This window comes from Paenibacillus sp. FJAT-27812 (assembly GCF_001273905.1).
Taxonomy (GTDB): Bacteria; Bacillota; Bacilli; order Paenibacillales; family Paenibacillaceae; genus Pristimantibacillus.
Genome location: NZ_LIGH01000001.1, coordinates 482,340 through 504,521 on the forward strand (window position 1 = coordinate 482,340; position 22,182 = coordinate 504,521).

Below are 22,182 nucleotides of genomic sequence, written 5' to 3' on the forward strand. Positions count from 1 at the left end.
AATGGTAGTCAGCGAGGCGCATCGGCCTGCTCCTTGCCATTCATTAGCTAAACGGCCGGCGACTCGTCTTCATGAGCGCCATTCGTTTAATTGACCATATACCGGGCCTATACCGCGACATTGCGATTATTATATTATTTTAACATTAGGCAATAGCGGAATCAATTTAATATTTTCATAATTATTTGCACTATTTTACTACAATCATAAACTTCACATGTCGGCTTTTTGGCCGTACAACCTCCGTCTGTGAGAGTGATAAGCATATCATAAGTTCTAATTTTGCATTCATTTTATTTTATCAGAAGGATGTGTGCGTTTTGTATAGCAAGTTTAGGAAAGTCTTGCTGCGCGCTGCGGCCGGTGTCATGATCTCCGCTTTGATGGCGTCAGCGTTTGCCCAGCCTCTCATGGTTGCTCCAAACGGAGGGCAATCGGCAGTCGCCTATGCAGCATCCCAATCGGACAATCCTATTGAAGAGAAGATTTACAAAATCGTCGCAGTGGGCGATTCCGTAACAGCCGGTTACGAGTTTGGGTTTACCGAGCACTCGATTCCGTATGGCTATGTTGAGCATGTCTACGAGCAGGCTCTCTTCCACGGCTTTCGATCAGCTTATTCCAATTATGGCGTGTTGGGACTGAAGACTGCGGGGCTGAAGCGTTGGATGGAGGCGGTAGCTGGCGGAGAGAGCGTGAAAAGCGCGGATATTCAAAGCAATCTTCCCGACCCTCGCGCAGACCGCATATTCGCCGAGACTAAGCAGCTGCGGGAGGCTATAACCGAGGCTAGCTTGATCGTAATGACGATCGGCGGCAACGACATGTATTCCGTGCTTGCGAAGCTCGAAGCCGGAGCGGATCAAACGGAAGCAGCAGCCGTACGTGAAAACACGCTTGCCAGTTACGAGGCTGAGCTGGAAGCCTCGCTTCGATTAATGCTAAGCCTGCAGCCGAAAGCAGAGATCGTCATTGCAGATCAGTATTTGCCGATCCCGCCGCCTATCAAGGTAGGAGAGTTATTTTTTCCATTGTATCCCGAAGGTGATCGTTTGTTTCTTCTAGATAGCGTCAAACAGCTGCGCGAGCGTCTTAATTTGGTATCGGAACGACTAACAAAGGATGGCTTTCGCATTCGAATCGCAAACGTCGCCTCTTCATTTGTAGGCAATGAGCTTGACTTCACCTCTATTGCCAAAGGAGATATTCATCCTAGCCGAGCCGGCTATGCGGCAATGGGCAAGGCGTTTGCGAAGGCCATTTGGAACGATTACCGGGTAGTGAAGCCGAGGGAGAGCCATGTGCCTGTATCGATTGTTGTCAAAGGCAAAGAGCTTATAAGTGCCAATAAACCGCTTCTTGTTCAAAATCGAACCTATTTGCCGCTCCGCAGCATTACGGATGCGACGGGAGCCGCCATTACATGGAATGCCAAAACTCAGACTGCATCCATCAAGCTGCAAAGCGGAACAGTAGATATTACCGCCGGTTCGACTACATATAGGAGCAACAGCGTGACTAAGCCGCTGCAGGCGCCGCCCGCTTTCATCCATTCGAGCGGCCATTCAAGCACGCTTTACGTGCCGCTGGCCGCCATATCCGAAGGCTTGCAATTTCAAGTCGTTTACCGCGATACGTTAAAAACGGTCTTCATTAATAAATAAACGGCTTTATTTGTATTCCTTAAGAAGCTGCTGCATTTGCTCAAGCCCTTTTGCAGCCCAACGCTGCAAGCGATCAAGCCCGGCTGCTTCCGCTTCTGCAGCAGCTCTTAGCGAAGCGTTGTATTCCGGAATGCTCCCAGTATGCTTCTTTATGTCACGAATCAGAACATTCGTTTTCTCCGTATAGCTAAGCGCGCGCCGCTCGTGAAAAATAGGCACATCCGGGTTATACGGATTATGCAAATCGCCTTGCTCAGGATGCTTGACTACAGCCAGCACCTTAACGAGCGCGCGCGGTCCATTTAATTCGAGAAGCTCGCCGATATACTGGCCAGAGCGGATTTCCGCTCGAACGAAATCCCCAATTTTCAAACTTTGATCTTCTTGATCAAATAATTCCATTTAGCATCATCCTTGCTGTTTATTTTTTATCCACTTGTAAAATATATGTAAATATAGTTGACTCTAAGGATACATATCATAATAATATGCTCATCTGCTTTTAAGGATAAATTATGGACCGCTATATTCGCAACACTATCGGATAAAACTTGTGTTAGTCGCACTTGCATCGTAATATGGAATTAGAAAAGTAGGTGGAATGAATGCGTAAGAAAAGAGTGCTTCTGCTCTCTGAAGGCTTTGGCTCCGGTCATACTCAAGCTGCCTATGCGCTCGCTGTCGGACTAAAGCAATTATGTCCGGGGATTCAGACCCGCGTCATCGAGCTTGGAAAATTTCTTAATCCGGTGCTTGGTCCATGGATCATATCTGCATATCGCAAAACGGTAAGCAAACAGCCTAAGATGGTCGGTCTTATGTACCGCAGTAACTATAAAAAATCGTTTAACCGCCTTACACAGCTTGCGCTTCATCGCATGTTTTATACCCAAACGTCTCAAGTCATCTCGCAGCTTAAGCCGGATTTAATTGTATGCACGCATCCCGGCCCCAACGCCGTTGTAGCTAGACTTAAACGTTTAGGGCTGGATATCCCGCTGTACACGCTTATAACCGATTACGACGCGCATGGCTCTTGGGTAAACACGGAGGTGAACCGGTATCTGGTGTCATCTCCTCTTGTGAAGGATCGCCTTATTGACAAGGGCATCGCGGATAATCGCATTGAGGTTACGGGTATTCCCGTTCATCCGAATTTCTGGCATACATACGATAAAGAGGAAGTACGAGAACAGTTCCAGCTAAAAAACATGCCGACGGTACTTATTATGGGCGGCGGCTGGGGCATCATGTATGAGGACAATGCCCTCGAGTACATGACCAAATGGCGGGAGAGCACCCAGCTTATATACTGCGTTGGCTCGAATGAGAAGATGAAGGATAAGATGCTCGCCGATCCGCTTTTCCAGCATCCGAACATCCGTATCCTTGGGTTCACGCGCGAGGTTAACAAGCTGATGGACATATCGGATCTGCTTATTACGAAGCCCGGCGGCATGACCTGCACCGAGGGGATGAGCAAGGGAATACCGATGCTCTTTTATGAACCGATCCCGGGTCAAGAAGAGGAAAACTGCGAATACTTTATAAGCAATGGTTTTGGGGAAATGCTCGACTCAAACGATACCGTAGATCGATGGTTTTCGCTTATCCACGAGCCTTACGCCTCTGGTCAATTCAGAGACGGTCTGCTTACCAAGCGGAATCAACAATACGACCCGACGAGTTGCCCGAAAGCCGTCCTGCGCCTCATGCAGTGACGGCTTTCTTTCTAATAAATGAATGAAGCATAAATGGTAAGCCCTTATCCAAATAGTATAAATGACGAAGGGAGCTGTTTTTTTATGAGTTCGCATATGACAGACGGGAAAACTATTATTTTGAGGATCGAAATCGATACCAAGATCGCCCAGTTTGGACGAGCTGCCACAGCAATCGAGAAAGCCGGCGGCGATATCGTCGCCATTGACGTCATACATACGGATAAAAACAAAAGCTTACGCGACTTAACGGTCAAAATTATGGAGCAAGGCACGGCCGAGCGGCTGACGGCGGCGCTAAAAACATTAGCCGGTATCCGCTTAGTCCATATTTCCGACCGTACCTTCCTTCTGCATCTTGGCGGAAAAATAACGATCCAGCCCAAAACCCCCATTCAGAACCGCGACGATTTGTCCCGCGTTTATACGCCTGATGTCGCTAGAGTTTGCCAAGCTATTTTTGAAGAGCCCTCCAAGGCATTTACGCTCACCGTAAAAAGAAATATGGTCGCAGTCGTCTCCGACGGCAGCGCCGTGCTCGGTCTAGGCAATATCGGCCCGTATGCGGCTATGCCGGTCATGGAAGGCAAAGCGATGCTGTTTAAGCAATTTGCCGATGTAGATGCCTTTCCGATCTGCCTGGACACGCAGGATACAGAATCGATCATCGCGACGATCAAGAACCTTGCCCCTGCCTTTGGCGGCATTAACCTAGAAGATATTTCAGCGCCGCGCTGCTTCGAAATCGAGCAGAGGCTGAGGGAAGAGCTGGATATCCCCGTCTTCCACGATGATCAGCACGGTACGGCAGTCGTCTTATATGCCGGCCTTCTTAATGCGCTTAAGCTCACCGGGCGCACCTTAAGCGAGGCTCGCATCGTCATCTGCGGAATCGGAGCGGCAGGCACCGCTTGCACCAAAATGCTGCTCGCAGGCGGAGCTCGGCATATCGTCGGCGTTGACCGCGAAGGCATCTTAACCGCCGACCGATCCTACGAAAATGCGATGTGGCAGTGGTATGCGGACCATACGAATCCGGAGCGCCGCAGCGGCGGGCTTGCGGAAGCGCTTGTTGGAGCCGATGTATTCATTGGCGTATCAGCCGGCGGCATATTGACTCGTGCGCACATAGAGACGATGGCCAAGGACCCGATCGTATTCGCGATGGCGAATCCGGAGCCTGAGATTAGACCGGAGGCAGCGGAGGATATTGTAGCCGTGTTCGCGACCGGACGCTCCGACTATCCGAATCAGATTAACAACGTCCTTTGCTTCCCGGGAATTTTCCGCGGGGCGCTCGACAGCCGCGCAACAACGATTAATGAAGAAATGAAGCTTGCGGCGGCGGAAGCCATCGCATCTGCCATTAGCGACGATGAGTTAAGCCCGATGTATATCATACCGAGTGTTTTCAATAGCAGAGTCGTTGAAGAGGTTCGCCGCCGCGTTATCCAAGCTGCTCAGCTAAGCGGCGTCTCGCGCCGCCAGACACGCGAGTAACAAGCTCCTGGCGCCTAGATGCAAAAGCCCCTTGTAAATGGGATAGCATTTCTCCCATCCGCAAGGGGCTTTTTTTAAACAAAATTTAACATCTCCACAGCCTCTATCTAAAAAACGGATTGAAACCTGAACGCGCCTACAAACGTATTCGTTCTTATAACTTGCCATAGATCCAATGAACTAAGTGCACTAAAGCTCGCATTTGCTAATTTCCAACAAACACATGACAACTATCATCTTTTTAACCGATTTAATTATGCTATAATTAAAATATCAAGCGCTAAAGCGCTTTTTCAACAAACTGCAGCATATGTTAGCACATAGGGGAAGTTCCAAATGGCATATCTCGTTAAGCAGGCTTTATGTGCAGGTTAGTTGACGGAAAGGGAGCCTGGTAATGTTTCAAGCTGTAGTTGACTTTTTAAAAGAATTCGGGCCATTGGGATTGTTTATTCATTCTTTTCTTGATGCCGTCATTTTTCCCATTCCTGCTTTCTTTCTGCAAGTTTCATTAAGCTTACTCAATCCATCAACTGCGCTATGGCTGGCTACCGTGGGCTATATCGCCTGTCTTTTAGGCACGCCTGTCGGGTATTATCTAGGGAAAGTAATGGGCAAATCAGTCCTATATAAATTTCTAAAAAAAGAATGGATCGACGCTGCCACGGATAAATTCCAGAAAAACGGCGAAGCCGCTATTCTTATTGGCTCGTTTACACCGATCCCGTTCAAAGTGTTTACCATTTTATCCGGCTGCCTGAATTTCCCATTATGGAGATTGATCGGCTACGCCGCAATCGGCCGAGGATTAAAGTTCTATATCGTTGGTTCCTTATTTTATTTTTACGGACGCGCCGCGGAACATATGGTTAAGGATGTATCCTTATACATTTTCGTAGTGGCCGTACCGCTCGTAGTCGTGTATCTTTTGCTTCGCAAAAGAAGCAACAAGAAAAAAGCGCTGGCGAGCAAACAAGCAGCCGAGACTCAGAGCGAGCAGGCTGAACCAATCAAACAAGCCGAGAGCACTACGATACAAATCGATTCTTAAATGAAACGCATATGAATGAGAAAGGCAGGTCAGGGAATCCCCTAACCTGCCTTTTATTATGAATAACAAGCCTTCTAATGCTTCCCTGTCGTACTGACCTCGATATGCTCTACAAGCACATCCGGCTCAACGTGTACATGAACGCTCATGATGTTGTGCTTGCGACCCATACGCTGCTCGATTTCGTCGCTAATCCGGTGGCTTTCGATGAGTGTAAGCTCGGGATCCACCTGTACGATAACATCCACGAGCACGTGGCTGCCATGCACTCTTGCTTTAATATCCTTTATCGATTTTACGCCTTTCGTCTTGGCGATTGTCGTCCGCAGGGAAGAAAGCTCGTTCTCGTCAAAACCATCCGTTAGCGCATGCGTAGAGCTGTAGAAAATTTCCCATGCGGTTTTACATATAATAACGCCTACCGCCAAAGCAGCAACAGGATCGAGCCACGGCAAGCCGAACTGTGCTCCTATAATGCCTATAGCTGCGCCAATACTCACTAGCGCATCTGACAAATTGTCTTTTGCGGCCGCTAGCAAGGCTTGATTATTTATGCGCGTTGCCAGCTTGCGATTGTATAGATAGACGCCGCCCATGCAGGCTGCCGCAAACAAAGCGATCCATGCCGACATTAAATTTGGAACATGGTGGTCGCTCGCAAACAATGACTTTACTGCTCCAATTAACACTTGGATGCCGACCGTTGCCATAATGAAGGAGGCAATTAACGCTGCAATCGTCTCCGCGCGAAAATGTCCGTAAGGATGGTCCTTATCAGGCGGCTTCTGAGAAATGCGTAATCCGATTAAAACCGCCGCCGAAGCAACGATGTCCGTTAAGTTGTTAAACCCGTCTGCAACGAGGGCCCCGGAAACGAACCAATAGCCAGCGCCAAGCTTAATCGCAGAGAGCACCAAATAAGCGGCGATGCTTATCCAAGCGCCCTTCTCGCCCTGTTTTATTTCTTCATATTGATCCAGTTTCAATACCTCCCCAAACGAGAACCGTATGTATTTGTGAGTCTTGAAAATAATCTATCGGTATCATACCCGAGAGAACCTGTGTGGGTCTAGAGAAACAGTGTTTACCAGGTACGCACTTTTATGCATCTACGCAACAATTCAGTGCTTTATCGGATGGCTAAATGATTAGCATTGACATGTTTTTTAATGTAGATTCCTCCTTGTAAAAAAATAAAAAACAGCCGGAGCAATGTCCGGCTGCTTTCACATGATTTATTGAATTTCATAAATTTGATAAAGCTCATCAAGCATTAGGTTAGCTGCAATTACGCCGCCAGCTGTATTCCAGATCGCATCGCTTACGCGAATGGCCTTGTTGTTTTTCACAACTTGCAGGCTTTGCCATAGCGGATCCTTCAGCATTTCTTCTTCCATCGCCGTTCCTTTGCCGTCGCCAGTCTCATAAGTGAAGTAGAAGAGCATATCCGCATCAACCTCTGGCAGACGTTCCTTCGTAATTTCTTCTACAAATGTATCTTTATATTTTTGGCTATCAGGACGTGTAATGCCGAGCTTGGAGAACGCAATGCCTGTAAAAGTATCCTCTAGATAGATACGCGTTTTGCCAGCCATAAAACGAACAACGGATACTTTTTGGTTCAGCTTGTCGCCCGCTTTAGACTTAAAGTCTGCAGCACGGTCGTCGTATTCAGCAATAACCTTTTCTCCTTCGGTTTTCTTGCCGACTGCATCTGCATACAACAAAAAGTTGGATTGCCATGCTCCGCGCAATGTCTCGGAGAAGATTGTTGGCGCAATAGCCGCTAGCTGGTTATAAACTTTCTCTTGGCGCAGCTTGTTGCCAATAATGAGATCCGGTTTAAGGCTGGCGATCAGCTCGATATTCGGCTGACTTTCTTCGCCGACTTCCGTAACGCCTTCCATGTCTGCTTTGATATGGTCGTACCAAGGGTCGCCTGTCCACGATTTAACTGCGCCTACCGGTTTAATGCCGAGTGCAAGCAGCGCTTCCGTTCCTTCGTTCGTCAATACGACGATACGTGCTGGCGTTCCTTCGATTTTCGTTTCGCCCATTGCATGCGTAATCGTTCTTGCTTCTTCAGTCTTCGGCGTGCCGGAATCATCCGTTGCAGCCGCATTCCCCTTGCTATTGTTTGACCCGGATTGGCCGCACCCCGATACGACTACGGCTAGCGTAAGCAACATAGTAGTTGCAGTCCAAGTGAATTTCTTCTTTAATGAATGGAACATTTTATTTTCTCTCCCTCTTATTGAAAATCATTCTCATTGTTATCCCAAACGAAACTATACCAGCTGTGCAACGCAAAGTCAATAACTATTGATAATGATTTTCAACTTCATTGACACTATCTAACCGATACCCTAAAATGTTGGAGTAGCACTAATAGCTTCAATACCAAGGCAATGTTGAGCACGCTCGTTCAAATATCTCGTTTTTTCCTTGAAACGGTACAGTCATACCTATTAAACACTGAGAAAGAGGCAAGAGGAAATTATGGATACTCTATTGCATACGCGCACGCTTAAGGTAGCAGGGCTAATTGCGGGACTGCTCCTATTTGCTGCGGGTATCGTTTGCAGCATCGCCTTCGGAACGACCAACATCAGCTGGCGTACCATCTTAGACTCCTATCAAGCATTTGACAGCAAGTCACAGCAGCATCTTATTATTCAAACGGCTAGAATGCCTCGTGCGCTCATCGCAGCCATCGTTGGAGCAGCTCTGGCTGTCGCCGGCTCTCTTATGCAAGGCATTACGCGCAATCAACTCGCTTCCCCCAGCATTTTCGGCATTAATGCAGGAGCGGTTTTTTTCATTGTTGTAGGCACCGCCTTTTTTGGCGCAAGCGGCCTAACGACATTCGCATCTCTCGCATTCATAGGCGCCGCTTTCACGGCGATCCTTGTTTATACGCTTGGCTCCATCGGGAATGATGGCCTGACACCGCTTAAGGTCACGCTGGCAGGAGCTGCTTTGACCGCGTTCTTCTCGTCTCTAGCGCTTGGCTTGCTCCTTACGAACGGTCAAACGTTTGACCAAGTTCTGAATTGGTTTGTAGGCTCCGTATCGGATCGCAATATGAAAATCTTCACGACTGCAGCTCCATATATGGCCGTAGCCCTAATTGGCGCGCTAGTGCTTGCCAGACATATGAACGTACTGTCACTTGGAGAAGATATAGCCGTTGGGCTGGGACAAAAAACCGTTTATATCAAATTGGCAGCAGGAGTCATTATCGTCTTGCTTGCGGGAGGCTCGGTATCCATGGCTGGCCCGATCGCATTCGTAGGCATCATCGTGCCTCACCTAATGCGGTATTTGGTCGGTATCGATTATCGCTGGGTCATTCCATACTGCGCGATATATGGCGCTATTTTGCTGCTGGCAGCCGATATCGGCTCACGGTATATTGCTTTTCCGAAGGAAGTTCCCGTTGGCATTATGACTGCGATCATAGGCGTTCCTTTCTTCGTGTTTATCGCCAGAAGAGGAGGCCGTTCCTAATATGAACAAATGGATTACAATCAGAGGCCGCAGGCATTCCTATCAGCTGGACCGCCGAACATTAATGATTATTTTATTGTTGACCGTTGCGAATTTAGCCGCAATCGTCATTTGCGTTGGCCTTGGCAGCAAAACGATAAGCCCTATTAACGTCATTCGCGCATTATTTGGAGCCGCTGATTCATCCGATTCCATGATTATTTTCTCGCTTCGGATGCCGCGTGTTTTGATTGCCGTACTGGTAGGCTCGGCGCTAGCCATATCCGGCGCTTTGCTGCAAGGAATCGTACGCAACCCATTGACTTCGCCAGATATTATCGGAATAACCGGGGGAGCCTCACTTGGAACCGTGGTATTCATCCTATACTTCTCGCATGTCAGCATCGTCTTCATGCCGCTGAGCGCAGTCATTGGCGCTTTTGGCACTGCTTTTCTTATTTATATTTTCGCTTACCGCAAGGGCATTACGCCGCTTAGACTCGTTCTTATCGGCATAGGGATGGCAACAGCGTTGACAGCCGTAACCTATATGCTCATCTTGACGGCTTCCTTTACGCCTACTGCGGTAGCGGTCAAAGCTTTTACGTTTATGACCGGCAGCATCTATGGGGTATCGTGGGAAAGAGATGTTGCGACGCTGCTTCCATGGATTATCGTTTTATTTCCAATCGCTCTTCTCTTCGCCAGACATCTTAACGTACAGGAGCTTGGGGATGAGGTCGCGACGAGCGTAGGCAGCTCCGTCCAAGTGAAACGGACGGTTCTACTTATCATCAGCGTTGCGCTTGCCGGCGCTGCGGTTGCAATCGGCGGCGCTATCAACTTTATCGGCCTAATGGCTCCGCATATTGCACGGAAACTCGTTGGCCCTTCTTATGGCGGGGTCATACCCGTATCCGCATTAATCGGATCACTTGTCCTGCTGCTCTCAGACCTTGTCGCAAGGGTAGCATTTATTCCGCTTGATATTCCCGCTGGCGTCTTCACAGCGGCGATCGGGGCGCCGTTCTTCATCTATTTGCTCTACCGTCATCGTAATGGATAGCAACCACCTCTAAGACAAGCAAGTAAATAAATGAATAAATAATAAAGGGAGTGGTTCTCATGTCCTCCATTCAAGCGAAAAACCTAACCTTGTCCTATGGGCAAAAAGCGATATTCAACAATCTTGATTTACTTGTTCCGCCAGGTAAAATCACGGTATTCATCGGCAGCAACGGCTGCGGAAAGTCAACGCTGCTTCGTTCCCTTGCCCGCCTTTTGAAGCCTCAGGAGGGCTCTATCCTGCTTGATGGGGCTGAAATAGCCAAGCTCTCGAGCAGGGAAATTGCTAGACGTCTCGCGATCTTGCCGCAAGGTCCCATCGCGCCGGAGGGGCTTACCGTTCACCAGCTCGTGAAGCAAGGACGTTATCCTTACCAAAGCTGGCTTCAGCAATGGTCGCAAGAGGATGAGAAGATGGTAAAGAAGGCGCTGGAGGTTACGCATATGGACGAGTTCTCCTCCCGTTCGGTGGACTCGCTGTCCGGCGGCCAACGCCAGCGCGCATGGATAGCGATGACGCTGGCTCAGAACACGCCGACTATTTTGCTAGACGAGCCGACCACCTATCTTGATATGGCCCACCAGATCGAGATTCTTGATTTGCTGTTTGACTTAAACGAGCAAGAAAACCGTACAATCGTGATGGTGCTGCATGACATTAATCTCGCTTGCCGTTATGCCGATCATATCGTGGCCGTGAAAGACGGGCGCATTCACGCACAAGGATCACCGGAAGCCATTATGAACGAACAGCTCATCCGATCCGTCTTTGAGATGGAATGCCAAATCACGACTGACCCTATCTTTGGAACGCCGCTTTGCATCCCTTACGGCAAGGGACGCAAGCTGTCCGTTGCACATGCAAGCGTACGCTGAACAATAAAAAATGGTGGAGCAGGGATGATTCCTGCTCCACCATTTTTCATATTGTAATAAATTAACCCAATACCTCATAAATTCGCGCTTCAAAAGGCCGCAGCTCGACGCTTCTGTTCTCCTCGTTCCAAATGCTGGGCGTATCTTTATAATTGCCAAGCACCAGCTGCAGATTCATTGATTCGGCACCGCAAATCGGATCTGAGAATGTGAACGTCCGTGCTTCTTCTCCATGATTCAGCAGCACAATCCATTCGGTCTCATCCAGCTCGCGCACATAAACATATAAATGCGGATCATCCTCGCTGATATCGGTGAAATTGCCGTATACCATTACAGGATGGCTCTTTCTCAGGGCAATCAGCTTTCTGTAAAAAGCCAGCACCGAATGGGGATCGTTTTCCGCTAGCTCCACGTTAATTTCCTCATAATTCGGATTAAGCTTTATCCATGGCTCTTCGCTGCCAAAGCCTGCATACCGGCTGCCATTCCACTGCATCGGCGTTCTTGAGTTGTCACGGCTAAGCGGCTGCAGAGCTTGGAACACCGCCGCAGGGTCCTTGCCTTTGCCGACCTCTTCCACATACTTATTAATCATGGCAATGTCCTTGTAATCGCCAATCGTTTCGTACCTTACGCCCGTCATGCCGATCTCTTCGCCTTGATAAATATACGGAATGCCTGGCAGCGTATGAATCATCGTCGCAAGCAGCGTAGCCGATTCCTCGCGGTACTCCTTATCGTTGCCGTAACGCGATACCTGCCTGGTATGGTCATGGTTGTTAAGAAATTGCGAGCCGAAGCCGCGTCCTTCCAAAGCCTCTGCCCACTGCCTTTGAATATGCTTGAAGCGAACCATATCCCACTCCGGCATTTCATCGGCCACTTCAAAGTGGAACAGCGTGTTCAGCTCTTGGCGCTCCTCGTCAACAAACAATGCGCCTAGCTCCGGCGTAGCAAAGGCGATTTCACCGACGGTCATCATATCATAATGGCGAAATACCTCATGGTTCATTTCCTGCAAATATTCGTGAAGCCCCGGATTATGCGTCAAATAACGAATATCGCGAGGGTCCTCCACATCTGTAAAGCTTTGCGGCTTAGCCAGCAGCGCAAGAGCATCAAGACGAAGCCCGTCTACCCCTTTGTCCAGCCAAAAGCGCAGCATTTTATAAATTTCCAGCCGCATTTCTTTGTTTGCCCAGTTCAAATCCGGCTGCTCGATCGCAAACGAATGCATGTAATATTGGTTCGTAGTCTCGTCCAGCTCCCAGCTTGAAGGGTTGAAATAAGAGCGCCAATTCGTTGGCGGCTCCCCGTCCTTGCCGTCCTGCCACACATACCAGTCTCGCTTCGGGCTGCTGATCGACGAGCGCGATTCAAGGAACCACGGGTGACGGTCCGATGTATGATTGACGACGACGTCCATCATGATCTTCATGCCTCTCGCATGGGTCTCCTTGACCAAAAGCTCAAAATCCGCCATCGTGCCTGCCTTTTTCATCACCGTATAATAATCAGACACATCGTAGCCATTGTCCTTGTCAGGCGATTCGTTAAATGGATTAATCCACACCATCGTCACGCCGAGCGATTGAATATAATCAAGCTTCTCGATAACACCGCGCAGATCACCGATGCCATCTCCGTTTGTATCACGGAAGCTCCGCCAATAAACCTGATATACAACCGATTCCTTCCACCAAGCCTGCTTTGCCTGCATGCCAATCTCTCCTTCTCTCTACATACAAATGGCGCGCGAGGGGACACCGTGCCCAGACGCTGCGCCATTCTTTTTTATCCGATATAAAACACGTTTAACCTTTGATCGAGCCGCCAAGCATGCCGCGAACAAAATATTTTTGCAAAGCGAAAAATACGGCTAATGGCATCAGCATGGAGACGAACGCGGCTGCTGTGAGCAAATGCCAGTCATTGCCGCGAGAACCGACCATATTCGCAATATTCATGGACAATACCTGTACCTCCGGCTGGCTGCCGAGGAAGATAAGCGACACCAGATAATCATTCCATACCCATAAAAACTGGAATATGCTGATCGACGCAAGCGCGGGAACCGAGAGCGGTAATATAAGCTTGCTAAAAATCGTAAAGTTGGTTGCCCCGTCCATAAACGCCGATTCGAATAAATCCTTTGGCAGCTGGCTGATGGAGGTGTACATGAAATAAGTAATCAGAGGCAAACCAAACGCCGTATGCGCGAGCCATATCCCGAAATAGGTACCGTTGAGCCCAAGCGACGTGTAGTCGCGCAAAATCGGGATGAGCGCCACCTGAATCGGCACAACGAGCAGCGCGATGACGATGACGAACAACGTTTTCCGCCCCGGGAAACGGAGCCATGCAAAGGCATAAGCCGCAAAGGATGCAATAAAAATCGGTATGACGGTCGCCGGTATCGTAACCGCAATCGTATTCCAGAAGGAACGCGACATGCCGCTTCCCTTCTCCGTTTTTGTCGTTCCGTCAGGCATCGTAATCGCGTAGGTTTTCCCGCCAAGCACGGTCTCGTAGTTCTGAGTGGTAAAGTGAGAAATGAGCGTCCAATGCTTCTCCTGCACATTTAGTGTCCTAGCCCGCCGATTTTCCCAAATCAGACGTTCCCCGTCCATCTGCACACCTGCACGCAGTTGATCATCAGAGAAGGTTTTCCCGTTTACTTTGATCGGTTCACGGAGATCTGTGTCCTTTGGCAGCTGCAGCTTTTCTGTCGTCTGCCAATCGCGATGGGGCAAAATGTTCCACCAGCCCGTTGCTAAAATATCTGCGGCAGGCCGGAATGAGGATACGAGCAGGCCGAGCGTCGGGATCGTCCAAATCAAGCAAATGATAGCGAGTACGGTGTTCACGAGCCATTTGGACTTGCGAACTTTTTTAGTTTTGCTCATATTAGAAGCCCCCCTCTCTACGGAACTGGCGCAGATTGATGATGATGACAGGTATGACCGCAATGAGCAGCACGATAGCTAAAGTCGAGCCATAACCTGCGTTTTGGTACATAAACAGCTGGCGATAAAACTGCGTTGCCACAACATCCGTCTCATATTGTCCGCCGGTCATGATCATGACTACATCGAATATTTTGAGCGTAAATACAATAATCGTCGTCGTAACTGAAAGCAGCGTTCCCGCGATATACGGAATCATGATTTTGAAGAAAATGCGAATCTCGCCCGCACCATCCATCCGGGCAGCTTCCAGCATGTCCTCTGGGATGCTCTTAATCGCCGCAGAGAAAATAACCATAGCAAAGCCCGTTTGCATCCAGATGAGAATAACGATAAGGAACAGGTTGTTCCAAGGCTGAATCATGCTAAGCCATGCCTGCGGCTCGCCTCCGAATTTCACGACGATCGCATTTAGCAGGCCGATCTGCTCCTCGCCTGGCTGATAGTAATAAATAAATTTCCAAATGACGCCTGCCGCTACGAACGAGATCGCCATCGGCATAAAGATAAGTCCCTTTGCAAGCTTCTCGAAGCTGCTTCGGTCAGCCAGAATGGCAATAAGAAGACCTAAGCCTACGCAAGCCAGCGTGCCGAAAAATACCCAAAGCAGGTTGTTACGAAGCGCCATAACGAGCAGTCGGTCCGAAAATACAGCTACATAGTTGGCAAAGCCGACAAAATTGACGGAGCCGGCATCAAAGAAGCTTAAATACAACGTCCGCAATGTCGGAAAAACAAGCAGCCAGCCAAGCAGCAGCACCGCCGGACCAACAAATACAAAAGGCAATATTCTCCGCTTCCATTGATCCGGATATTTCTCGACTACCCAGTTAAACGAGTAGTAAATAAAATAAATGCCAAGTGCTCCCCACAGGACAGCCAGTACAGCGTTGACGATTGGCGGCAGATTGGAGTCGCGGAAAAATATAAAGATGCACCCGTGAACGACAATATTAAAAACTGGCACGAGCACGGATAACAACAGTAGCCGCAGAGCATTGCCTTTCCTAGCCTGTAGTTCCATTAGAATCCTCCTTAAAGGTTTGTGAATACAAACCTAACTTCGTAAGCATAACCCAAGGTTTGTGATTACAAACCTGTCTTCGTAAGCTGCAATTCACTCCTGGGATTATGGAGGGGCTTTCGCCTTCCGGCGAGAAGCCCCCGAATCCTCAAGCAGCCAATTATTTTTTCCAGCCCGATTGAATTTCTTTAAGCGCCGTATCCAGGTCGACCGTACCGCTTACCCAGTCCGTCATCCCTTTCCAGAATGTGCCTGCGCCAACTGCGCCAGGCATCAAATCGGAGCCGTCAAAACGAATCGTATCCGCTGTTTTCACGAATTCAGCCATTCTGCGCTCTTGATCATTAGGGTACCAAGATGGATCAGCATCATTCATCGGCGCAGTTACGCCGCCCGTTTGAATCCAAGCTTTGAGCGATTCACCCGTTGTGAAATATTCCATTACAGCGCGAACCTCTGGGCGATCGTTAAACATCGCGTAAATATCGCCTGAGATTAGAGCCGGTTGGCCATATTGCTCGTCAATTGCTGGCATTGGGAACCAATCGTAATCGTCAGCAGTCAGCCCTTCTGGGAAGAAGCTTGTAATAAAGCCCGCTTGACGGTGAAGCCATGCTTTTGGCGGGTTGTCGAACAGCGGCTTAACCGCATCGCCAAACGATGTTGTCGCGATCGATTTTTTTCCACCGTATACATAATCCTCGTTGAACCAAATCTCCGCCATTTTTTCAGCCGCTTTTTTGACAACCGGATCTGTGAAAGGAAGCTCGCCTGATACCCATTTATCGTAATTTTCCGGCGTCGTCGTACGGAGCATAATATCCTCCAGCCAGTCTGTAGCCGGCCAGCCAGTCGCCGTACCGCTCTCGATGCCAATGCTCCAAGCAGGGTCGCCGTCCTTCGCGATCTGGTCAGTCAGAGCCATAAGCTCTGTCCATGTTTTCGGAACGGTATATCCAGCTTCCGCAAAAGCTTTTTTGTTGTACCAGACTAAGCTTTTCACGCTGCTGCGTGCCCAAACGCCTGACATTACGTCACCGCTGGCACCCTTCATCGTTGCCATGTCGAGCCAGCTTTGGTTGTATTGCTTTTTCAAATATTCATCGCTCAGGAACGATTTCACATCGACAACCTTACCGGAGCCCACGAACCCTTTGAGCAAGCCCGGCTGCGGGAAATCCGCAATGTCAGGTGCATTTCCTCCGTTCACGCGAACAGAGATCGTCGCTTCGAATTCCTTTGAGCCTTCATAAGCGATATCGATGCCGGATTTCTCCTCGAACGCTTTAATGCTCTCGTTAAACTTCACTTCATCCGCGTCCGTAAATGGACCAAACATCGTAACCTTTTTCCCTTTAAAATCACCCTTCAACGCCTGCGCCAGCGCGCTGTCGCCTGCGCCAGCATTCGTTCCGCCCTCAGTTGTATCGCTTGGCTTCTCCGTCGGCTTGTTCGTCGTGTTATTTGTATTTTTTCCTCCGCAAGCCGTAATTGCCATTGCCAGCACAAGCATTAGAATAAAGACAGTCAATGCGTTTTTTGTTTTTCTCGTATACATAGACCTCATCCTTTCATGTTTAAGTAATTCAGTAACTAAGTTACACGTACATGTCCCTTTTGAAACGCGATTTTAAAAATAGAAGACGAGCTGAGTCATCACCTCCTTAAAGTGCCAACATAGCCTCTTTTTATGCCCAGGTTAGATTGAAATCGAATGTCGTCCATTAGATAACGCTTACATTGGGTTGAAAAGCTTTTCAAGATTCGACAGCGTAAACGCCTAAAGCCCTTTTTAGCGGCAAAAGCCCGTTTCGCAAAAATCATTTGCTGCTCATTTGACGTTACTGCGGAATAGGTTTGGTCGATTCGCGCACGATCAAATGGTGAGGCAGCTTCTCTCTAAGCACGGCTACTTCTCCTGTCGTAATCAGCTCATGCAGCTTCTGTACCGAACGATAGCCGATATCATAAGTCGGTTGATCAATCGTTGTAAGCTTCGGTATAAACATTTGAGCCATGCGAATATTGTCAAAGCCAACTACGGACATATGCTCGGGAACCGATTTGCCATGGTCACGCAAAAACGAAATCGCGCCCATTGCGAATTCATCGGATGCTGCAAAAATGGCCGTCACATCGGGGCAGCGCGTTAGCAGAAGCTCCGCTGCATCATAAGCATGCTCGAACCGATGCTCGGCAAACGTGATGTTATTCTCATATTCCGTAAGCCCAAACTCCCGCAATGCCTTCTTGAAGCCCGCATAACGCGGCTCCCCAGAGATCGTATACCCTAACGGAAAACCGATCATTCCAATCTTGCGGTGGCCTGCCTCTACCAGATGCTTAACCGCTTCATATGCGGCTTGCTCATCATCGATGTCGACAGAAGGAATATCGTATTCGGGAGCATTGGTTGATGCCAATACGAAGGGCAGGCGGTAACGCTGCATTTCCTCGTAATACTCTTCGTGCAGCGAATCGCTCGTAAAGACGATGCCATCAACCTGCTTTTCAAAAAAGCTTTGCACGTAAGAAATCGTCCGCTGCTTGTCGCGATCCGTATTGCAGATCATTAGGCTGTGGTTCAGCATAACGGCTGCGTCCTGCATGCCCCGGATCAAGCCGGCATAATAGGGGTTTTCGATATCCGGAATCATAACGCCAAGCGTATCTGATTTTTTGTAGATCAGCCCCCTAGCGAATCCATTCGGTTGGTATTGCAATACTTCAATTGCTTCCAGCACCTTCACACGCTTTTCTTCCACTACGGTTTCCGGCGCGTTCATAACCCGGGATACCGTGCTAATGGATACGTTTGCGTATTTTGCGACATCGCGTATGGTCGATTTCATCATTGCACGCCTTTCTTGATGAGCGAGATCGTTTGTCAGAATGTATACTAGCTTGCTCTAGATCAAATTATTTTAAATCGATTATCTTCTGACCCTTTATGAAAGGGCTTACTGAAAAGCTTTTCTGAAAACCTTTTCAAACGTAGTATAATCCCTTTTTGCTTATTGTGCAACCTTAAATTTCATATGCTTGTCTACTTCCCTCTGCTCCTTGCAGCATCAAAAAAAAGCGCCAGCCTGCAAAGTCTCCTATGCAGGCTGGCGCTCTATTATAAGATTTATACGGCGTACATACGCTCGCGGAGTGCTTTAACCTCAGCACTCTCAAGGTACTCGTCATAAGTCATCATCCGGTCGATAACGCCGTTTGGCGTAATTTCAACGATGCGGTTAGCAATCGTTTGAACGAACTGATGGTCATGCGATGTAAACAGAACGGTACAATCCGTGTCCGTAAGGCCGTTGTTAAGCGCCGTAATCGATTCAAGATCCAAGTGATTCGTTGGCTCATCGAGAATAAATACGTTGGCGCCCTCAAGCATCATCTTGGAGAGCATGCAGCGAACCTTCTCGCCCCCGGACAATACGCTTGCTTTCTTCATCGCATCGTCGCCGGAGAATAGCATACGGCCAAGGAAGCCGCGAATGAACGTCTCATCCGGGTCCTTCGAATATTGGCGAAGCCATTCCACCAGGTTCAAGTCTACCCCATCGAAATAAGGAGAGTTGTCTTTCGGGAAATAAGCCTGCGTAGTCGTTACGCCCCATGAATAGCTGCCCGAATCCGCTTCAACCTCGCCGACAAGCAGCTGGAATAGCAAAGTCTTCGGCAAGCTGTTTGGTCCAACAAAAGCAACCTTGTCGCCTTTGTTAAGCGCAATGGTCAGGTTGTCGATAATTTTCTCGCCGTCGATCGTTTTCGTCAAGCTGTCAACAAGCAATAGCTGCTTGCCGGCTTCACGCTCCCCTTTGAAGAGGATAAACGGATACTTGCGGTTCGATGGGCGAATATCGTCAAGCGAGATTTTCTCAAGCAATTTCTGCCTGGATGTCGCTTGCTTCGCCTTCGATTTGTTCGCGCTGAAGCGCTGGATAAACGCTTGAAGCTCTTTAATCTTGTCTTCCTTCTTCTTGTTCTCACCGCGCATCAGCTGCAAAGCAAGCTGGCTGGATTCGTACCAGAAGTCGTAGTTGCCGACGTACATTTGGATTTTGCCGAAGTCAATATCCGCAATGTGCGTACAAACCGTATTCAGGAAATGCCTGTCATGGCTGACAACGACAACAGTGCCTTTGTAATCGGCAAGGAAATCTTCGAGCCAACGAATGGACTCAATGTCCAAGTGGTTGGTAGGCTCATCGAGCAATAGAATGTTCGGCGCGCCGAACAACGCTTGTGCCAGCAATACGCGAACCTTCTCGTTACCGCTTAGGTCAGCCATTTTCTTATCGTGCAGCTCAGGCGTGATGCCTAGGCCATTCAGCATTTCTGCCGCTTCCGACTCTGCTTCCCAGCCGTTCATATCAGCAAATTCAGCTTCAAGCTCGCCTGCGCGCATGCCGTCTTCATCCGTGAAGTCCGCTTTTGCATAAAGAGCGTCCTTCTCCTTCATCACTTCGTAAAGACGTTTGTGACCCATCATTACCGTCTCAAGTACGACGGACTCGTCGTATTCGTAATGGTTCTGCTTCAGAACGGCTAGCCGCTCGCCCGGCGTTATATGAACTTCCCCGTGCGATTGCTCCACTTCGCCTGATAGTATTTTTAGAAAAGTCGATTTGCCTGCGCCGTTAGCGCCAATCAAACCGTAACAGTTGCCTGGCGTGAACTTGATGCTTACATCTTCAAAAAGCGCCCGCTTCCCATAACGGAGCGTTATGCCACTTGTACTAATCATTCGTTTAATCCCGTCCTTCACTACAAAATCGCTTTATATCGAACTATTATACCACAGTATGCGCGGAAACCGAACCTTCTTTTGCCTTGCCGTCAACCTTTCCGCTCATCCGCCAAATCGTCCAAGCGCTTAATCCGTACAGAAAGGCGCTCAAATAAAACAAAATGTTGATCGTCAGCCAGTCTATTAAATAACCTCCAACAATGACGGCAAAGCCTGATGCGACCGATGTCCAAAAATGAAACGATCCGATTGCCGGCCCTCTGGCTCCCGCTTCCGTATAGTCGGCGAGCAGCAGGCGCTCGCTCATCTTTTGCATCGCGTTGCATATCCCCATGACAAGCTGTAAAACAAGCACCCAGCCGTAGGATACCGTCCATGGAAAAGCGAGCATCGCCCCCATCATGCCGACTGAGCTTAGAACGAGTATCGCTGCGCCATGCTTATCGAGCCTGGGCGCAAGCCACTGCGATACGGCTGCCGAGCTAATCGTAAATACAGCAAAGGCTAAGCCATACTTGGAGAAGCTGTTACCCAAATTTTTGAGAAACAGCAAATAATAAGGATAGATCATGCCTGCCGCTAAAGTCATCATGCTCTGCGCGCGTATGAGCCACTTCAAATTCATATGCCGCCTCCTAATGGTCCATATTGCTCATAAAAATAGTTCATAAAAACGTCGTCAGGATCGTACTGCTTTTTTTTCGAGAAAAACAGCTCTTGCTTCGGATATACGGCTCTAAACTGGCCTATTGTTGGATAAGCGACATAAGGCAAATAATAAGAGCCTTCATACGTAATGACCTCTTCGATAATCCGCTCCACGCCTTGCTTCATCCGCTGCTGCCCTTCCTTCGACAAAGGCGCATGGAACAAGCATACAAGTGCCAGCATGTCCTGCTTGGCATAAGAGAGGATCGCCTCCTCGTCCTTATTCACATAACGAATCGTTATATTTAGCAAATTCATATCCTCTTGCTTCACAATCGCGCCCAATCGTGTTACAAAACCATCAAATTGATTAACGGGTATAAAATATTCCTGCAGCAGGTCATTCTCTGTCGGCTCGTTATTTTCCATAAATGCCGAGGCTGCCCTCATCGCATTGTTCCGGCTTATGATCTTGTCTGACTGCTCTACGAAAAAATATTTTTGCAAATTCCACTGTAGGTTTTTGCCCCAATCGGTATACCGGTTCAAATGAAACATCAGCTTGCCGGGTGCAACCCATTTCTCATTGCTCTTGAGCTTGCTATGGTCTGCAAGCAGCAATGAGCGGTCTATCGTATAGTTTTTGGCAAATGCCTCGGTAAAGTAGCTGTCATTCGCGACTGAAATACGAGCGATATGCAGCCGAATGTCAGAATACTTTAGAACCGTATTTTGAAAATAAGAACGGTAATCTTCCAGCTTCATCAGCACCGTTGACTCTCGATATATTTCGTCGTCTGTCAGCGCAAGCGTCACTTCCAAAATAATGCCAAACAACCCGTAACCGCCAAGCGCGAGCGGAAACAGCTCGGCATTTTCCGTACGGCTGACATTTCGAATGCTTCCGTCTGCTGTTAGGAGGCGGAAGGACTGGACGCTTTTGATAAGCGAGCCGCTGCGTATATCCCTTCCATGAGCGTTGATGCTGATCGAACCGCCAATCGTAAAAGTATTGAGCGACTGCATCGTCCTTACGGACAGCCCATACGGATTAATCGCCTTCTGCACATCCTCCCACGTCGCCCCCGCTTGCGCGACAATGCGCTTAGCCTTCGGATCTACAGATATAACCTTGTTGTAGCTAGTCATATCGACAACGATGGCATCCTTGTAGTAAGTGTGGCCGCCCTGGCTATGGCGCTGTCCGGCAATCGATATTTTTATCCCTTTATCCTTCGCTTCCCGCACAAGCTCGGCGAGCTGCTCTTCTGCTTTGCCTTGAATAACGCGCTGCACCTTTACAGGGTGGAGGCGGCTGTAATCGGTCACAAGATACGGATTCTGATCCTCCGAGCTGGTTCTTACATATTGCATAACAGCCAAGGCTGCCAGCAAAAGCAATACGATCCCTTTTTTCAAACT

18 protein-coding genes are annotated in these 22,182 nt (G+C 48.7%); 7 read left to right on the forward strand and 11 right to left on the reverse strand.

Translation table 11 applies throughout. The annotated features are described in order from the left end of the window. Positions 1-320: 320 nt before the first annotated feature. Positions 321-1,664, forward strand: coding sequence for a stalk domain-containing protein (locus ADU23_RS02120; RefSeq protein ID WP_053372230.1), 1,344 nt, complete (start codon positions 321-323; stop codon positions 1,662-1,664). Between the two features lie 6 nt (positions 1,665-1,670). Here the strand turns inward: ADU23_RS02120 and kapB are convergent, their stop codons facing one another. Beyond that, complete coding sequence (gene kapB / locus ADU23_RS02125; protein ID WP_053372231.1) at positions 1,671-2,066, reverse strand: sporulation phosphorelay system protein KapB; 396 nt, start codon at positions 2,064-2,066, stop codon at positions 1,671-1,673. Positions 2,067-2,269: 203 nt separating this feature from the next. Between kapB and ADU23_RS02130 the strand changes: the two genes are divergently transcribed. From ADU23_RS02130 to ADU23_RS02140, 3 genes are all read left to right on the forward strand, one after another. Then, positions 2,270-3,385 carry an MGDG synthase family glycosyltransferase gene (locus ADU23_RS02130; protein WP_053372232.1) on the forward strand — a complete coding sequence of 372 codons (1,116 nt, stop codon included), beginning with the start codon at positions 2,270-2,272 and terminating at the stop codon, positions 3,383-3,385. Between the two features lie 84 nt (positions 3,386-3,469). After that, positions 3,470-4,885, forward strand: coding sequence for an NAD-dependent malic enzyme (locus ADU23_RS02135; protein ID WP_053372233.1), 1,416 nt, complete (start codon positions 3,470-3,472; stop codon positions 4,883-4,885). Between the two features lie 397 nt (positions 4,886-5,282). Next, positions 5,283-5,936, forward strand: coding sequence for a YqaA family protein (locus ADU23_RS02140; protein ID WP_082198202.1), 654 nt, complete (start codon positions 5,283-5,285; stop codon positions 5,934-5,936). 74 nt (positions 5,937-6,010) lie between these two features. On the opposite strand, the gene ADU23_RS02145 is transcribed toward ADU23_RS02140, so the two are convergent. Both ADU23_RS02145 and ADU23_RS02150 read right to left on the reverse strand, forming a co-directional pair. After that, the gene (locus tag ADU23_RS02145; protein ID WP_053377422.1) at positions 6,011-6,916 is read right to left on the reverse strand and encodes a cation diffusion facilitator family transporter; all 906 of its coding nucleotides are present in this window, start codon (positions 6,914-6,916) and stop codon (positions 6,011-6,013) included. A 255-nt stretch (positions 6,917-7,171) separates the two neighbouring features. Then, positions 7,172-8,170 (reverse strand): ABC transporter substrate-binding protein, encoded by a 999-nt coding sequence (locus ADU23_RS02150; protein ID WP_053372234.1) that lies wholly within the window; start codon positions 8,168-8,170, stop codon positions 7,172-7,174. 265 nt (positions 8,171-8,435) lie between these two features. On the opposite strand from ADU23_RS02150, the gene ADU23_RS02155 reads away from it, so the two are divergent. The 3 genes from ADU23_RS02155 to ADU23_RS02165 are packed head-to-tail and all read left to right on the forward strand — an operon-like array spanning position 8,436 to position 11,366. Then, positions 8,436-9,446 (forward strand): FecCD family ABC transporter permease, encoded by a 1,011-nt coding sequence (locus ADU23_RS02155; RefSeq protein ID WP_053372235.1) that lies wholly within the window; start codon positions 8,436-8,438, stop codon positions 9,444-9,446. A gap of 1 nt (position 9,447) precedes the next feature. After that, entirely contained in the window at positions 9,448-10,491 is a 1,044-nt protein-coding gene (locus tag ADU23_RS02160) for a FecCD family ABC transporter permease (protein WP_053372236.1), read from the forward strand. 59 nt (positions 10,492-10,550) lie between these two features. After that, a complete protein-coding gene (locus tag ADU23_RS02165; protein WP_053372237.1) occupies positions 10,551-11,366 on the forward strand; it encodes an ABC transporter ATP-binding protein in 816 nt (271 codons plus the stop codon). A 61-nt stretch (positions 11,367-11,427) separates the two neighbouring features. Here ADU23_RS02165 and ADU23_RS02170 read toward each other — a convergent pair whose 3' ends face one another. The 8 genes from ADU23_RS02170 to ADU23_RS02205 all read right to left on the reverse strand — a co-directional run bounded on the left by ADU23_RS02170 (position 11,428) and on the right by ADU23_RS02205 (position 22,179). Further along, positions 11,428-13,089 (reverse strand): alpha-glucosidase, encoded by a 1,662-nt coding sequence (locus ADU23_RS02170; protein ID WP_053372238.1) that lies wholly within the window; start codon positions 13,087-13,089, stop codon positions 11,428-11,430. A gap of 94 nt (positions 13,090-13,183) precedes the next feature. Then, positions 13,184-14,275 carry a carbohydrate ABC transporter permease gene (locus ADU23_RS02175; RefSeq protein WP_053372239.1) on the reverse strand — a complete coding sequence of 364 codons (1,092 nt, stop codon included), beginning with the start codon at positions 14,273-14,275 and terminating at the stop codon, positions 13,184-13,186. A gap of 1 nt (position 14,276) precedes the next feature. Then, positions 14,277-15,359 carry a carbohydrate ABC transporter permease gene (locus tag ADU23_RS02180; RefSeq protein WP_053372240.1) on the reverse strand — a complete coding sequence of 361 codons (1,083 nt, stop codon included), beginning with the start codon at positions 15,357-15,359 and terminating at the stop codon, positions 14,277-14,279. A gap of 160 nt (positions 15,360-15,519) precedes the next feature. Beyond that, a complete protein-coding gene (locus ADU23_RS02185; RefSeq protein WP_053372241.1) occupies positions 15,520-16,917 on the reverse strand; it encodes an ABC transporter substrate-binding protein in 1,398 nt (465 codons plus the stop codon). Positions 16,918-17,200: 283 nt separating this feature from the next. Next, entirely contained in the window at positions 17,201-18,214 is a 1,014-nt protein-coding gene (locus ADU23_RS02190; protein WP_331459218.1) for a LacI family DNA-binding transcriptional regulator, read from the reverse strand. 275 nt (positions 18,215-18,489) lie between these two features. After that, positions 18,490-20,109, reverse strand: a complete 1,620-nt coding sequence (locus tag ADU23_RS02195; protein ID WP_053372242.1) for an ABC-F family ATP-binding cassette domain-containing protein — start codon at positions 20,107-20,109, stop codon at positions 18,490-18,492. A gap of 46 nt (positions 20,110-20,155) precedes the next feature. Beyond that, on the reverse strand, positions 20,156-20,737 hold the full coding sequence (locus ADU23_RS02200; RefSeq protein WP_053372243.1) for an MFS transporter: 582 nt from the start codon (positions 20,735-20,737) through the stop codon (positions 20,156-20,158). Further along, positions 20,734-22,179, reverse strand: a complete 1,446-nt coding sequence (locus tag ADU23_RS02205; protein ID WP_053372244.1) for an FAD-binding oxidoreductase — start codon at positions 22,177-22,179, stop codon at positions 20,734-20,736. Before ADU23_RS02205 ends, ADU23_RS02200 begins: the two co-directional genes overlap by 4 nt. Positions 22,180-22,182 lie beyond the last annotated feature (3 nt).